The organism is Plantactinospora sp. CA-294935, from assembly GCF_050936445.1.
GTDB lineage: Bacteria > Actinomycetota > Actinomycetes > Mycobacteriales > Micromonosporaceae > Plantactinospora.
In genome coordinates this window covers 7,751,390-7,765,539 of the sequence record NZ_JBNJMU010000001.1, presented here as the reverse complement: position 1 = coordinate 7,765,539, position 14,150 = coordinate 7,751,390, and the positions used below count along the sequence as shown (strand labels likewise).

Genomic DNA, 14,150 nt, shown 5'->3' with positions numbered 1-14,150 from the left:
AACTTCTCCACGTGAACCCTTTCTCTACTTCCGGGTGCGTTTGGCCGGCGGCTCGGCCAGGGTCGTCGACAGGAGCAGGCTCGTGCCGGCCAGCTGCACGCCCGGTCCGACGACCGTGCCGCCGGCACGGCGGACCTCGGTGATCCGGGTGAACACCTGCTGACCCTCGCCGAGCCCGTCGACGGACGGCACCGCCACCACGTCGGCGCGGCCCTCGGTCAGGTCGGCGACGGCGGACGCCCAGCCCCGGGCGCCTAGGTGCTCGGCTACCACGGCGTACCCGGCGGCGTCGCACCAGCGCCGCAACGTCTGGGCCGTCTCCTCCAGGTTCGGTCGGCCGCCGCGCGTCGACCGGCTGAACAGCGAGGCCCGGCGCTGTACCCACCGCTGGCTGTCGACGTCCCACCGGGCCTGCTCGTACAGCCGGTCGAGGTCGGGGCCGGACCCGGGGACGTCCGGCGAGCAACGAGCCCAACGGTTCGCCCCGGAGTCCCACCGGACGTGCCAGCCGAACTCACGGCACTCGCGGTGGCCCGACCAGTCGCCACGCCAGGCGTCGGTCCCGCAGTGGTGCGGGTCGTTCTCCTGGCAACCCCAGCGACGCATCCCCGTCACTCGGCACTGCGCGGTGTCGCACCGATCGGCGTGCGGCTGCCCGACCTCTGCCGAACAGTCGGGGCAGGTGGCCCGCACCAGGTCAACGATGTCCATGGCTCTCCTCCTCGACCCGCCGGGCGGCGGCCATCACGGCCGCCGCCCGGTTGTTCCTGTCCTGGATCGCGAGCAGGACGAAGAACGGCTTCGTCACGCCTGAACCTCGGGCTCGTCCGCCCCAGGGTCCGTGTCGCGTTCGCCGCCGTCGGCTTCCGGCTCGTCGTCCTCTGGGTCCGGCTCGCCGTGCTCGGCTTCCGGCTCCTCGTCCTCGGCCTCCGGCTCGTCGGCGGCGTCCTCGTCGTCGACGTCTTCCTCGTCCTCGTCGACCTCCGGCGCGGCCAGCTCGGTCCGCATCGTCGCCTCGATCTCGGACAGCGTGTAGCCGGCCTCGGCCAGCCGGTCCAGCCATGCCACGGCGCGCTCCCGGTTGCAGCCCCAGGGACGCACGCCGCACAGCTCGTTGAAGTTGTGCTCCTCGGCGGTGATCCACATCGCGACGAGCAGGCGGTTCAACCGGTCCTGCCCGGCACTGGCCGTCTCGTTGATGTCGCCGCCGGCCAGGGCCTCGATCAGGTCCGCGTCGCCGCCGCGCACGAACATCGGCTTCTCGACCGTCGCCCGGACCGCCTCGACGAGGAGACCCTTCACGACCTTGGCGTTGCCGAACCTCTCGACCAGGAACCGCTCACGCACACCCCGCGCGTCGCTGAGCTGCACCTTCCGCAGCTCTCGCGCTTCGGCGGCCCGCTCCTCCTCGGCGATCTTCGCCGGGCTCTTGTAGTACGTGTGCCCGACGCGCTTGTAGCCGTGGGACTCCGGGTCGAGGCAGATGATCTCGGCACGGGCGTTGCCGTAGCCCTCGGTGACCAAGGCCGCGAACCCCGGCTTCGCCTGGACCTTCGACGGGTCGATTGTCTTGTCGTCGGCCGTCCGCAGTTCGGTCACGAGGGCTTCCCGGCAGTTCCACGGCCAGCCCTTCGGCTTCCGGGCGATCGTCACGCCGGCTGCCTCCAGCTCGGCGCGCAGCTTCGCCACCGCAGCGTCGGTCTCCCGCTTACGCCGCTCCTCGCTCACCTTGTGCTTGACGCCCCACGACGTGTCGACGTCCTGGAGGATTCGTTTCATCGCCTTCGGGTCGTCCTCGAACTCGGCGAGTTCGGCGACGTCCTCCAGGGTCAGCTTGCCGGCGTCGGCCGCGGCCGTCGCCGTCTCGCCGAGCCCGACCAGCCGCAACGAGTTCGTCACGTGCTTGAGGGTGCGTCCCGTACGCCGGGCGATCTCCGTCGTGTCGAGGCCGAACAGCTCCAGCTGGGAGTAGGCCAGGGCCCGCTCCGATGCCGTGATGTCGGCCCGCTGGTCGTTCTCGATCAGCATCGACACCACCTGATCGGCGGGGACGCCGGCCAGGTCGGGCCGCACGAGGCACGGCACGGTCGGCGACAGCCCTTCCGGCCACGTGTCGGCTTCCAGGGCCGCTGCTGCTGCGGCGGCCCGCCGGTGGCCAGCGACGATGAGGTGCCCGCCCTCCTCGGGAACGACGAGCAGGGCCTGGAGGACGCCCCGGGCCGCGATGGACGCGGTCAGCTCGGTCAGGTCGCCGTGCTGTGCGCGGACGTTCCGCGGGTTGGCCAGCAGGTCGCGCGGATCGATGTCCGCGAGGTACGGCGCGTTCTTCGCGCGCCGCGTTTTGGTGGCTGTTCCAGCCATGGGTAGAGCCTTCCTTTCCACGTGAACGGCATTTGCCGTACATAATCATTGTATCAATGATGATCATCTACGCGCCAGTTGAAGACTGGGTACTGAAACGCGTTGGACTCCGTTGACAAGGCGGTCCACGATCGACCGCATGCCTACGCTCCGGAACCGCCGTCTCGAACAGCTCCTCGGCGGTGCGATCGATGAAACACTGACCTATGCGCAGGTGAAGGGCCTTATTCCGGACACAACCGAAGGCCCCGACCTGGACTTCAAGCGCGATACCTACAGCGGCGATCGGGGCCGAAAGGCGCTGTCGGGCGATGTCGCTGCACTCGCCAACGCCAGCGGCGGCATCCTTGTCCTCGGGATCGACGAGGATGACCAAGGCCGCGCAGCAGCCGATACCGGCGTCGCTATCGGCGACGACGAGCGGCGCAGACTCCGGCAGACGGTCGTCGCAAACGTTCAGCCGACGCCAACCTTCGACATCATTCCGGTCGAGAATCCCGAGCGGCCCGGCACCGGCTTCCTCGTCATCTGGGTTGCGCGGTCGGCGACCGCGCCGCACGCGTACATCGCGCAGAACAAGGCGATGCTGTATCCCAGGCGGATCGGTACCGAGACCGTCTGGTTGTCGGAGGGCGAGGTAGCCGAGGCATACCGGGCGCGATTCGCCGGATTCGCGAACCGGGTCGAGGAGACCGCCCAGATCGAAGCCGACTTCGTGCAGCGTCTCGCGCCCGACGAGGTGTTCGCCGTCGTCACCCTCGTACCGGACCTGCCAGGTTCCGCCCCAATCGATAGCGCCGCGCTCCATGCGTTCCAGCTGCGCAACGCCACCCGAGAAGTGGGTGCCTTCGGCATCCGGCTGGGCACCTTCCATCGCTCGACAGTGCGTCGACGCTGCCTGGTAGGCACCGGGTCGATGAAGCCCAGCCAGCCGCACTCGCGTCTCGCATGCGAGCTGCACGAGAGCGGTAGCGGCGTGTTCGGCGGGGCGAAAATGGAGTCCCGGCCGGAGGTCGAGGACGGAGCGTGCAAGCTCGTTGACAACCAGTGGCTGACTGTCACCATCGGCACCGGCCTCAATGTTCTGGCTCGCCACGCGCGTGACCAAGCGGCGGCCGGAGGTCTGGCAACCGTCAGAGCGACTATCTGGCCGGCGACGTCCCAGGTGCCCGTAGCGCTGGTTGCCAACGTCGGCTGGCACAACGAGCCGGTAGGCAGAGAGCTCGTGAGCGAGCCCCCGGTTGCCGAGGCTGTCGCCGACATCGACGATCTGAGCGCTGGAGGGGCGGGTCTGGTGGCGACGACCTACCGCCTCGCCAGTGAATTGTTTCAAGGGTTTGGTGCTGCCGAGGCCGAAGGCGTTACGCCAGAGGGCGCTATCCGCCTTCCCTGCTGGCACCTGTCTTGGCGCGACGAACTGAGCCGCTGGGCGCGGAGTGCTGGCGTTGAGGTGCTTCCGGGCACGCCCGCCTGACTTGCCCCTCACAGCGGGCCCGTCGATGGGCGCATCCGATGGCCAAGAGGTGATGCCACGACGGCGCGGCGCGTCTCCTTGCTGCGCAGGTACGTCACCCCGTGCACCAGCGCGTCGAGCCGGTCGGGCGAGTCGCCGGACTCCGGCGTCCACGTCGTCAGCTGATCCTCCAGCGGCGGGAACGCGCCGACGTGGTGCACCCGGGGCGGGTCGACCTCGTACCGGGCCGCGACCGGCTCGGCGCGTACCCGCTTGCTCACCCGGGCCTGCACGACGTCCAGCGGCGGGTCACCGCCGGGTAGCAGGCCCTCTTTCTGCATCGCGATCCAGGCGTCGACCAGGATGTCCCGCAGCCACGCCGACGAGCCTTCGTAGATCACCACGTCGGCGTCGACGTCGATGTAGCACTGCCAGATCCGCCGGGCGGCGGCCATACCGGCGATCTTCATCGACCGGTCCGCGAGCACGTAGTGGTCGCCGTCCTCGCCCCGGCCCACGGCGACGATGCCCGTCTCGTCGCTCGTCTCCGACACCGTGTCCGCCGGGTCGACCGACACCACGGTCCGGACCAGGGTCGGCACGTCGTCCTTGTCGACGCGTCCGGCCTCGATCCACGCCGACTTCCACAGCGCGCCCTCGATGTCGGTCAGCAGCTCGGCGTCCAACTCCTGCCGGCCCAGCCGGGTGCCGCCGTACTGCTCCAGCAGCTCCTCCAGCGCCTCCGGGCTGAGGTTCGCCGCGTTGTCGAGCGTGCGGCCGCGCGTAATGACCACCCGGGGCTGCCTCTTACGGCGCTGCTTCGCGGCCCGGGTCAGCAGCTTCTTCACGTGCGGCAGCGGCTTCGGGGTCGTCGAGATGACCATGTGCGGCGCCTCGGCCTCGCGCATGCAGAACCAGGCCATGTCGAACACACCCTGCGCCGACTGGATTGGCCAGGCCGCGTACTCGTCGCACCAGACGCCGTCGAAGTCGTAGCCGCGCAGCGTGTCCGGATCCTGGGCGCCGAAGCCGCGGATGACCGCGCCGTTCGTCAGCTGGAGATACGGCTCGCTCTTGTTGAACGTCGCGATCTCCTTCGGCGGGATGACCGCGAGCAGCCCGGCCCGGCGAGCGGTGAAGCAGACGTTGTAGACCTCGCGGTGCGTCTTCGCTATGACCGCGTAGTGCCCGCCCGGCTTCGCGTCGGCCCACTTCCGGACCGTCTCGGCGCCGGTCCGGGTCTTGCCGAAGCCGCGGCCCGCGAGGAGCATCCAGATCCGGTACGCCCTGTCGGGCTCCAGCTGCTCGGGCCGGGCGTGGCGGGGCCAGTCGAACCGGACGGCTTCCTGCGCCTCGGTGGCCGCTCGCAGGTAGGCGGCCAGCTCGACGTCGGACATCAGCGCCGGGTCCGGGTAGGCCAGCAGCATCGTCAGCGCCCGTCCCGCATCTCGCGCTCCTGGTCGCGGAGGTCGACGCTCGCGCACCACGCCAGGGCGAACAGCACGGCCACGGTCACCAGGTGGCAGCAGACCGAGGCGATGCCGAACCACCGCACGCCGAGGTACAGCACCAGCACCGTGAACGCGAACCAGCCGCCGAGGAGCAGCCGCCACGCGCACGCCCGACGCCGGAGGGACCGGCGCTGCGCCCGGCCGAGCGGGGCAGGGCGCGGGGCGTCGACGGGCGGCAGAGTCGGCTGCTGGTCGAGCGCCCCCCAGTCCCGGCGGACCGGCGGCGCCGGGGGCGGCACGGTCCGGCCGGCGCTGTACGGCCGGCCGCGCTCGTGGCCGACGACGCGCCGCGCCGACCGCAGCCCGCGACTCACCGGACCGCCACCCACACGCCCGCCACGGCGGCCACGCCGATCAGCACCGAGCCGACCGCGACGCACCACACCGCCCAACGCGGGGCACGCACCTCGACCACCATCCACACCTCCCCGTCACTCCGGCGGCGCCGACGCTGCATCGGCCGCCTCCTCGCCGTCCTCGCCGTCCTCGTCGTTGCCGTCCAGGCCGTCCGCGTCGGGCCCGTCGCCGCCGTCCCGCGCGGCCATGCCGGCGCGGTTCTGCGCCTCCGCGACCAGCGCCCGGAAGAACTCGGTCCGCTGCTCTTCGCTCATCCCGTTGACCTCGGCCTGGATCGGGCCGCCGTCCGGTCCGGTGTGGGCAGTCGTCGAGTCCGGCAGCCCGAGGGCCAGCCGCTCGACCCGGGTCGCGACCTCCAGCCAGCGGGCGATGTCGCCCGGGGTCAGCTTCGACGCGTCCAGGGCCTGCAACCGGGCGACGATCTTCGCCTGTAGCGCTCCCGCGATCCGGGCGTGCCGGTCGGCCATGTCCCGGCGCCGCTCGGCCATGCCCTCGCCGTACAGCCGGTCCTGCTCGCGGTCCCACGTCTGCGCCCGTTGCACCCACCGCCAGGTGCTCGCGAGCTTGTGGAGGTAATCCCGGGATTTGTGGACCTCGGCGGCGACCTTCGCGACGGTGCGGGTCCGGCCGAGTTCGCGGTACAGCCCGAAGTACGCGTACGCCCTCTCGGGCTCTCGGGGCTGCCGGTCCCAGGGGAGGATCGCCGGTTCGCTCACGGTCACCTCCTCCTGCTGCGCTGCTGTGCGGTGGTGCGGGCGGCCCGGCCGGTGGGGAAGTCCGGCCGGGCCGCCCCGTACTCAGTGGCCTGCGGGTCGTCCACCGGGCATCGGGGGTCGGGCGATCGCCGCGTTGCCGTACATCAGTGCGTCGTCGAGCGCGGTGAGGACGAGGGACGATTCCCGGCCGGGCGGAAGGCTGCGCATCGCCTCGGCCATCAACACCTTGATAGCGCCGCGCCACCGGCCGTGCTGCTCGACGGTGGCGAGGTCGGCCGGTGGGTGGTGGTCGCAGCGGCGGTCGAGTTCGGCGCGCTGCCGCTCGTTCAGGCCGGCGTACAGGTCGTCGACGGGGGCGGTGCTGCTGCTCATCCTGTCCTCCCCATGCGGTCGCGGTGCTCGACTGCGGCCGTCTCGATCATGCGCCTGGTGGCGCCGGGTGTGCGGGACCGGCGGGCTGACCGGTGGTCAGGTCCGCCGGGGTTCGAGGTGGCTCAGCCGGCCAGGTAGTCGGCGGCCAACAGCTCCAGCGCGCGCCAGCGCTGGTCGGCGGGTACGTCGCCCTTGCGGACCATGCGGTCGACGGCCCGGGCCAGGACGGAGCCGGCGTCCGCGGGCATCGAGCGGGTCTCCAGGATCGTCTCGATGGGGACGAGCCGGTTGGCGTTGCCGATCGGCTCGCCGGCCTCCGGGTCGTACCAGACACCGTCGCGCAGCTCGCCCAGGTGCCGCTCGAACACCGCGAGGATCAGGCCGAGCGCGGTGGCCACGTTGCCGACGTTGTGGGCGCCGTGGGAGGTCGCGAGCGCATCCAGGGTGGGTTCGTAGTCGACGTACCCGGCGATCCAGCGGGCGTCGGCCTGGACGAGCTTGCGGGCCTCGTCGAACGAGGCGCGGGCCCCGTCGAGTTCGTGCGGCAGGAACACCAGCTGCACGGTGGCGAAGTCGAGGTTCGCCTCGGACAGGCCCTCCAGGTCGACCTGCGCGAGCAGGTCGAGCTGCTTGTCGTCGAGGCCCGAGTACGCCCGCCAGTCGACGTCGTCCAGCTTCTCGTACAGCTGCTTGAGCGTGGCCGGGTCGTCCTCGCCGGCGATGGCGTTGTGCGACAGCTGGAGCGCGACCTGTCGGGAGCGCGACAGCTTCTGCTGGACGACCATGACCGTGACCTCGGGCAAGCCGGCGTCGATCGCCGCCTTGACTCGGTGGTTGCCGGACAGCACCACCTTCCGGTCGCCGTCGACGTCGTGCCACACCAGCGGCGTGCTGGTCAGGCACCCGTCACGCCGGATGTTGGCCACCAGGCGGTCGTACTGCTCCTTGCGCATGTACCGCGCGTTGACCTCCAGCAGCGTCAGTTCGCGCGGGTCGCAGGAGATCAGCCGCGGGTCCAGGGGCAGCTCGTCGAGGTCGGTCATCGCGTGTCCTTCCCGTGGCGGCGCTTCCACTCGGCCAGCGCCTCGTCGAGCGTCCAGTCGCCGAGCGGCCCGCCGTACTGGAGCTGGTACCGGTGGATGCCGTCGGCCGCCGGCTCGCTGCGCTTCTGGAGCTTCACGCCGGGGATGCCACGGCCGTACTTGGCGCTGTTCGGCCGGTCGGTGAACGCCGTCGTCGACCAGCCGGTGAGCCGTTTTGACAGCGAACGCTGGAGGAGCAGCTGTGCTTCCCGGCTCGCGGCCGCCATGACGATCAGCTTTGCCAACCGGCGGAATCTCGTCCAGGACACCGGAAAGTCGGACATGAGGTAGGCGGTGGCGGGGTCGAACTTCGGCGGCAGGTACGCAAACGCGCCGATGATCCGGCCGTCGACGCTGACGCCGCAGGCGAGCAGCGGCGAGCCGGGCAGGATTGTCTTGCTCATGAACTGGCTCCGGATCGCCGAGAACTGGCCGCCGTTGAGGATGTGCAGCCGCATCCGGTCGCCGAGGTCTTCGGCGGGCCCGATCTTCGGCATGAGGATCGGCGCGACCTGCTGGGCGGGGCGGACGACCCGCCGGGCGCCGGAGGAGGCGTAGACGTAGATCGGCAGGCCGCGGTTCGACGTCTGGACGACGCCGCGCAGCCATGGGCGCAGCTCGTCACGCGCGATGTGCAGGCCGAGGATCCAGTGTGGCCGGTCCAGGACTGCGCCGATGATCTCTTCCTTGCCGTCCTCGTCCAGCTCGTTGTAGCTCGGCGCCGGCCAGTCGAAGTACTCGTCGATCGGCGCGAACTGGCTCTCGTAGTCCCCGGCGTAGAACGGCGGGAACATCGCCACCGGGGCGCCGTCGGGTACGAGGTCGCGGAGGTAGTCCCGCACGTCGCCGCAGTAGTACGACGAGAGGCGCACGGTCAGCGCGGTGAGCTTCGCGACCGTCTTGGCGTGCATGGTCGGGAACTGGCCGACGGTGGCGCGCACCATCCGCTCGTAGTAGACGCCGGACCGGCCGATGAATTGGAGGAACCGCGTGCCGAGCATCAGCGAGGCGAGCGTGTCCGTCGAGGTGACCAGGTACGGCTCCAGCCAGGCCAACTCGTCGCGGTGCTCGTCCTTGAGCCGGTAGTCGAGCGGCTGGCCGGCGAGCCACCAGCCGAGGGCGCTCGAGTAGGCCTGGACGTCGTTGCCGTGGATCGGCCGGTGCTCACCGGGCCGGGCGTGCAAGGTGCGCTCGATGGTGAAGTTCCCGGAGCAGCCGACGTACAGATCGGTGTCGGGCCACGAGTCGGCGTGCTCGTAGATGATCGAGCGCAGATCAGCCGGGATGGAGCCGTGGAACACCCCTCACCACCTTCCCCTGTGGCCGGGCGTTGAGCGCCGGCCAGGATTTGAACCTGGGCCTCCACCGTGGAACGGCGGCGTGCCACCAGCAGCACTTCCAGCGCAATGCGTAAACGCAATAGAGGATTGTAGCCGTATAGGCAGACTGGATGAGATGCCGGACTGGGAATGATCTGGGAATCAACTAGGAATATTTTTTGCAGGCTGTGCTACTGTCGCCAAGCAGATTCAAGGGAGGGGGCAACTTGCGAGGCAACGGAGCCGCCGTCACCGTGGTTCGACAGGCGAGGGGCTGGACGCAAGTCGAACTTGCAGCTCGGGCGAACATCTCCCAGGGCTCGGTGTCCAAGATCGAAAGTGGACAGTTGGACCTGGAGGGCGAACAGCTCGCTCAGCTCGCCGAGCGCCTTGAGGTTCCTCCAGAACTCCTGACCATTCGGGAGCCACGCCTTGGTGTCGGCGTATCGTGCATCCATCACCGACGGCGGAGCAGCAAGCTCACTGCAACGACCACAAAACGTATCGAAGGGCTCACTCACCTGGTCAGTCTGTCCGTCACGCGACTGACCGAGGAGTTGCCCGGCAAGCTTGAGTTGAAATTGCCCCAGCTACCCGGACCGAGGTACACCCCGACCGAGGCTGCCCAGTACATTCGGAGCTTGATCGGCGTTGAGGACGAGCCCCTCGATGATCTGATTGGCTTGGTCGAAAAACTCGGGGTTGTCGTGCTGTGCCGAGATCTTGGCACGGATGCCCAGGATGGAGTGAGTCTTAACCTTCCCGAACGTCGGCCGATTATTATCGTGAACACCGCTCTGCCAGGTGACCGTCAGCGGCTGAGTGTCGCGCACGAGCTTGGCCACTTAGTCCTACACGGGTGGCATGTCGCAACTGGGGAAGACTCGGTCGAGCGTGACGCCTTCGAGTTTGCTGGAGAACTGCTGGCTCCCCGTGCCGTTCTCCGTGATCATCTCGACGGGATGACCGCTCGGGACTTCCGTCGTCTGCTGGAACTCAAGATCACTTGGGGTATGTCCATGGCCGCCCTGATCCAGCAGGGACTGCGTCTCGGGGTGATTCAGGAACAGCTGCATCGAACGCTACGGATCAAGCTGAACCAGCTTGGCTGGGCGAAGGTCGAGCCCGGCACTGTCGTCGAGGAGACGCCGCAACTGATGATGAACGTGGTCGACACCCATCTGGACGTCATGGGCAGAGCAACCGACAAGGTTGCATCCACTGCACTCATGCTCCCGGACCCCTTCGCGCGCCACTACCTGACCCACCGTATCGACGGTGTGTCGGGATACAGGAAGGGCGCCGATGGTGAACTTGCATGACTCCGCCAAAGCGGGCGGCAACGCGTTACCTCAACAAATAGCAAGATTTCATGAGGCGCTACTTATTCAGTGCTATTCGGACGAAGGGCTTGATGCAGCGAAGCTGGCGCAACAGAACGGCAGCGGTCTTGTGGTTACCGCACGGAGGGGAAACTTCCGCAGCGGGGAGGCGCTGTCCCAGGTCTACCGTGTCGGACGACACCTCCAGCAGACCGGTTTTGATCAGGCAATGTTGCTCGATGCGGCCCGATACGCGGGCGCCAACCGCGTCGACGCTCGAACGCCGTTCAACGACACCTGGATCGGATACCAGCGAGAGCTCGGCCTCCCAGTCCTTACCGACTCTGGATATATCGGCGATGGAGACAGAGCCGGACTGCAGGACATCCTGAGCCGGGCCAGTGGACTCGGCGACGCGATCGCGCTTCTTCCACTTCACCTCTCCTGGCTGCGCTCTGCGAAAGCCCGAGACACGTTGGTGTCGTGTGTGGACGAGGTTGGGGTACCGGTCGCGATCATCCTCGAGTACCCAGCCGATCCGCTGGGCCTGAAGCACGTCGTTCCCTCGCTGCTGCGCCTGATCAACTGTTCCGTCCCGGTGATGCTTCTACGTTGCGACGTCTCTGCCCTCGGGGCACTGTGCCTGGGCGCATTCGCGGCTGCCGTCGGAACCTCCACCAGCCTGCGCCATCTCTACCCGCAGCAGAGCGGCGGCGGTGGTGGGGGTCAAGATCCGCAAATTGCCGCGATCGTGAAGGAGTGTCTCTCGTTCATCAGCGTCGACAAGATCGCCTTGGCCGCGCAAGCGGACCCCGACGATGTGTTGTGGCAGTGTGACTGCGATGCCTGTCGAACTCGGCCGCTGAGCATGCTCGCGATCCATCCCTGGCCCGAGCAGGAGCGGCTCGCGTTCAGGCACTCCCTGGAGGTTCTACTCGACCTCCGGAAAAGCCTCCTGTCGCCAGGGTCGACCAGGGCATCCCGGACCGAAAGTTGGCGGGCGCGCTGTCAGAACGCCCAGTTCCGCCACTACGACGTGGAGAGCAGCACTGATAAGTGGGAGCCGCCAACCTTCCTGGGGCGATGGCTGGAGGCGCTAGAGCCCGCGACGCTAAAGGAGCGCGTCAGGTAGTTGGGTCAACAGGCAGCCGTACAACTGCTCCTCCACCCAGCGATCCAAGGTCGTCCGTCGAGCAGTTGCCAAGCGGCCAGGCTGGCCCGCTTGCACCACGGTTGCCTCAGTCTGTTGCTCCTGAACTACGGCGACGCCCGAGTAGGTGCACTCGATCAAGAGGTCCTGATCGGCCTCTACGCCCTGCGTCAGCAGCAGAGCGGTAGCGGCGAAACCTCGCCACTTACGAGCGCTGCGCAGCGCTTCAAGGGCTGACCGACCGCGGTAGGCCAACACGCCAGTTATCGAGACCGCGGACGGAGGAAAGATGCCGCGGCCTTGCGGCCACTCCCAGACTGACAAGTCGTCTGGGTCTAGTAGTGGCTGGGCACACCGGTGTTCCAGCCGCCACTCGTGAGCAGTCAAGTCCAGTTCTGCAACCACTGAGACCCTGGTGCCAAGGAGGGACAGGTCGGGAACGACGAGACCCGACCATCCGAGGGCGGCGGCGGCCACCTCCAAGACGGGAGCGTTAGACCTCGACGGGATACAGCTTCCCGGTGAGACGAATGCCATCTTTCCCCCCGCGTGAGCGATCAGCCTGACGCCCCGGTAACGCGTCCCACTGCCTCCAACTGCAATACGTAACGATTGAAGAGGGGGTCAGGGCGAGCCCCTCGACAGGCGGCCGAATTAGAACATTCGTACGAACTCGACCACGATGTCGTAACTCTAGCCACATGACTCCCGTCACGGAAGCGCTGGGCAGAGACCAATTCCCGGGGCGTGACGTGATATTGGGGCGGTGACCTGGAGGTGTCCTACGCCTCTCGTCGACGACGCTGCATCGTGCTCTCGGGACTTCGCTGTACGGCCGCAATGACTATAGTTAGCGGATCGATCCGTGGGGCCGTTGGGGGTAGGAGCAGGTGCGAAGGGAATACACGTACGCCGAGGCTGCCGAGAAGTTGCGCATCGCGGAGACCACCCTGCGGCGTTGGGTATCCAAGGGGCGCATCTCATGCCACCGGCTCGGTCGACTCGTTCGATTCACTGACGAGGACCTGGCGAGCGCCTACAAGCGGACGCCGGCAACGCCGGGAGGCTCGCGGCGGCGGTGAGCCCGAAGCGGGCGGCGAGCCGGTTGGCTCGCCGCCCGCTTCTGTCGGGTGATCCTCGATGACCCGACAGCCCCCGAATGCCGCTACCCGGCGTCGAGGTAGGCGTCGGGTGTCTGCCTGACCCGCCGGTGGCGTCGGCCCCGGATCTCCAGGCCCCGGTTGACCCCGGCGACCCGCTGAGCCTCACCCGCACGGATGCCGGCCTCCAGAAAGCCACCTACGATCCGTCGAACCGGCTCGTGGTGCGCGGTCGTCTCGTGCACGTACAGGTCCATGGTGGTCGACACCTGCTTGTGGCCCGCCACGTTGGTCAAGCCGGGCAACTCCAAGCCGCCGTTGGCGAGGAGCGTCAGCAACGAGTGGCGTAGGCCGTGCATCGTCAGGTGCCCTCGGAGTCCGCGGGACTGCGCGAGGTTGCGGATTTTGACCCAGCGCCAGTCGTAGAAGTCCTCGTAGCGCCAGTGGTTGCCGCGCGGCGCGACGAAGAGGAACGGCAAGCCCTTCTCGACGCGCGGCTTCACGACGCCCTGCATCACCAGCGGGTGCAACGGCACCTGCCGGTACCCGTTCTTGGTCTTCGGCTTGGGCTCGACGACCCACCGACGCTCGACCTTGCGAAGGACCTGCTGGATCTCGACGGTACCCAGGTGCCCCCGGACCGCCCGGGGCGGCAGGGCGGCAACCTCGCCCCACCGGAACCCGCACGCGAGCTTGGTCAGCAGGAGGTCAGCGGCCTCGGGATCCACCTCATACGCTGCGGTCAGCAGGATCGCCGCGTCGTCCGGCGTCTCCAGGATGTCCGGCTCGTAGCGAGGCCCCTCGGGCAGCGGTAGGCCGTCGAGCGGGTTGTCTGTGCACACCGGTGGCTCGCGGTTCTCGCCGGGCAGACAGGCTGCCCGGAAGAGCGGGTACAGGGTCTCGCCTCGGATGTTGGCGATCGTCTTCGGCGACAGGGTTTCGAGCAGAAACGACTGCCAGCGCCGGAGCATGCCTCGGGTGATGTTGGCGATCGGCTCGTCGCCGAGCGCGGGGAAGACGTGCTTCTCCAGCCGCTCCCGGTACTTCCGCTTCGTCTCACGGCTCGGCCTGGTGAGAGTTTCGAGCCACGTCAGGGCGTACGCCCGCAACGTCACCGTCTCCTCAGGCGCCGGCCCGGGCTGCGTCGGGGCGGACGGTGCGAGGTAGCCGAAGCCGTAGGCGTGTAGCTGCTCGGCCGGGGGCCGGTGTTGGCCGTTGGCGTTCACCAGCCCCTTGAAGCGCACGGCGTCGGCGTGTGTCCCGAACGTCTCGCCGTCAGACGGTCCGTTTCCGCCGCCGGTCCGCCACTTCACCCGCCACTTGATGGTCTTGCCGTCCTTCGACGGTCTTCTCTCGGTCGATGCCACTCGTCCTCCACGTGAACAGGCGGCCATGGCCGGTCACGGG

Annotated in this window: 13 protein-coding genes and 1 tRNA gene; 4 read left to right on the top strand and 10 right to left on the bottom strand. The window is 68.4% G+C overall.

All coding sequences use genetic code 11. The annotated features are described in order from the left end of the window. Positions 1 to 24 precede the first annotated feature (24 nt). Entirely contained in the window at positions 25 to 711 is a 687-nt protein-coding gene (locus tag ACQEVC_RS34035; protein WP_432886017.1) for a hypothetical protein, read from the bottom strand. A 93-nt stretch (positions 712 to 804) separates the two neighbouring features. Beyond that, positions 805 to 2,361 carry a ParB/RepB/Spo0J family partition protein gene (locus ACQEVC_RS34030; RefSeq protein ID WP_432886014.1) on the bottom strand — a complete coding sequence of 519 codons (1,557 nt, stop codon included), beginning with the start codon at positions 2,359 to 2,361 and terminating at the stop codon, positions 805 to 807. A gap of 139 nt (positions 2,362 to 2,500) precedes the next feature. Between ACQEVC_RS34030 and ACQEVC_RS34025 the strand changes: the two genes are divergently transcribed. Further along, positions 2,501 to 3,835: an AlbA family DNA-binding domain-containing protein gene (locus ACQEVC_RS34025; protein WP_432886011.1), complete on the top strand. Its 1,335-nt coding sequence runs from the start codon at positions 2,501 to 2,503 to the stop codon at positions 3,833 to 3,835. Between the two features lie 8 nt (positions 3,836 to 3,843). On the opposite strand, the gene ACQEVC_RS34020 is transcribed toward ACQEVC_RS34025, so the two are convergent. The 7 genes from ACQEVC_RS34020 to ACQEVC_RS33990 all read right to left on the bottom strand — a co-directional run bounded on the left by ACQEVC_RS34020 (position 3,844) and on the right by ACQEVC_RS33990 (position 9,257). Further along, the gene (locus tag ACQEVC_RS34020; RefSeq protein WP_432886008.1) at positions 3,844 to 5,241 is read right to left on the bottom strand and encodes a terminase large subunit domain-containing protein; all 1,398 of its coding nucleotides are present in this window, start codon (positions 5,239 to 5,241) and stop codon (positions 3,844 to 3,846) included. A gap of 2 nt (positions 5,242 to 5,243) precedes the next feature. Then, entirely contained in the window at positions 5,244 to 5,639 is a 396-nt protein-coding gene (locus ACQEVC_RS34015; RefSeq protein ID WP_432886005.1) for a hypothetical protein, read from the bottom strand. 117 nt (positions 5,640 to 5,756) lie between these two features. Then, positions 5,757 to 6,398 (bottom strand): hypothetical protein, encoded by a 642-nt coding sequence (locus tag ACQEVC_RS34010; RefSeq protein WP_432886002.1) that lies wholly within the window; start codon positions 6,396 to 6,398, stop codon positions 5,757 to 5,759. An 81-nt stretch (positions 6,399 to 6,479) separates the two neighbouring features. Beyond that, positions 6,480 to 6,770: an Acb2/Tad1 domain-containing protein gene (locus ACQEVC_RS34005; protein ID WP_432885999.1), complete on the bottom strand. Its 291-nt coding sequence runs from the start codon at positions 6,768 to 6,770 to the stop codon at positions 6,480 to 6,482. Between the two features lie 122 nt (positions 6,771 to 6,892). Then, the gene (locus ACQEVC_RS34000; RefSeq protein WP_432885996.1) at positions 6,893 to 7,813 is read right to left on the bottom strand and encodes a ParB N-terminal domain-containing protein; all 921 of its coding nucleotides are present in this window, start codon (positions 7,811 to 7,813) and stop codon (positions 6,893 to 6,895) included. Further along, positions 7,810 to 9,153 (bottom strand): hypothetical protein, encoded by a 1,344-nt coding sequence (locus ACQEVC_RS33995; RefSeq protein ID WP_432885994.1) that lies wholly within the window; start codon positions 9,151 to 9,153, stop codon positions 7,810 to 7,812. The genes ACQEVC_RS34000 and ACQEVC_RS33995 overlap by 4 nt, the downstream gene beginning before the upstream one ends. Positions 9,154 to 9,185: 32 nt before the next feature. Continuing rightward, positions 9,186 to 9,257, bottom strand: a tRNA-Gly gene (locus ACQEVC_RS33990). Between the two features lie 102 nt (positions 9,258 to 9,359). On the opposite strand from ACQEVC_RS33990, the gene ACQEVC_RS33985 reads away from it, so the two are divergent. From ACQEVC_RS33985 to ACQEVC_RS33975, 3 genes are all read left to right on the top strand, one after another. Next, on the top strand, positions 9,360 to 10,493 hold the full coding sequence (locus ACQEVC_RS33985) for a helix-turn-helix domain-containing protein (RefSeq protein ID WP_432891864.1): 1,134 nt from the start codon (positions 9,360 to 9,362) through the stop codon (positions 10,491 to 10,493). Further along, complete coding sequence (locus tag ACQEVC_RS33980; protein ID WP_432885992.1) at positions 10,477 to 11,625, top strand: hypothetical protein; 1,149 nt, start codon at positions 10,477 to 10,479, stop codon at positions 11,623 to 11,625. Before ACQEVC_RS33985 ends, ACQEVC_RS33980 begins: the two co-directional genes overlap by 17 nt. Before the next feature lie 908 nt (positions 11,626 to 12,533). Then, on the top strand, positions 12,534 to 12,725 hold the full coding sequence (locus ACQEVC_RS33975) for a helix-turn-helix domain-containing protein (RefSeq protein ID WP_432885989.1): 192 nt from the start codon (positions 12,534 to 12,536) through the stop codon (positions 12,723 to 12,725). Between the two features lie 83 nt (positions 12,726 to 12,808). Here ACQEVC_RS33975 and ACQEVC_RS33970 read toward each other — a convergent pair whose 3' ends face one another. Beyond that, positions 12,809 to 14,110 carry a tyrosine-type recombinase/integrase gene (locus tag ACQEVC_RS33970; protein WP_432885986.1) on the bottom strand — a complete coding sequence of 434 codons (1,302 nt, stop codon included), beginning with the start codon at positions 14,108 to 14,110 and terminating at the stop codon, positions 12,809 to 12,811. Between the last annotated feature and the right edge of the window lie 40 nt (positions 14,111 to 14,150).

Coding starts and splice junctions, on each gene's coding strand:
- ACQEVC_RS34000 (WP_432885996.1), bottom strand. CDS start 7,813: ATGACCGACCTCGACGAGCTGCCCCTGGACCCGCGGCTGATCTCCTGC.
- ACQEVC_RS34030 (WP_432886014.1), bottom strand. CDS start 2,361: ATGGCTGGAACAGCCACCAAAACGCGGCGCGCGAAGAACGCGCCGTAC.
- ACQEVC_RS34035 (WP_432886017.1), bottom strand. CDS start 711: ATGGACATCGTTGACCTGGTGCGGGCCACCTGCCCCGACTGTTCGGCA.
- ACQEVC_RS34025 (WP_432886011.1), top strand. CDS start 2,501: ATGCCTACGCTCCGGAACCGCCGTCTCGAACAGCTCCTCGGCGGTGCG.
- ACQEVC_RS34020 (WP_432886008.1), bottom strand. CDS start 5,241: ATGCTGCTGGCCTACCCGGACCCGGCGCTGATGTCCGACGTCGAGCTG.
- ACQEVC_RS34005 (WP_432885999.1), bottom strand. CDS start 6,770: ATGAGCAGCAGCACCGCCCCCGTCGACGACCTGTACGCCGGCCTGAAC.
- ACQEVC_RS33980 (WP_432885992.1), top strand. CDS start 10,477: ATGGTGAACTTGCATGACTCCGCCAAAGCGGGCGGCAACGCGTTACCT.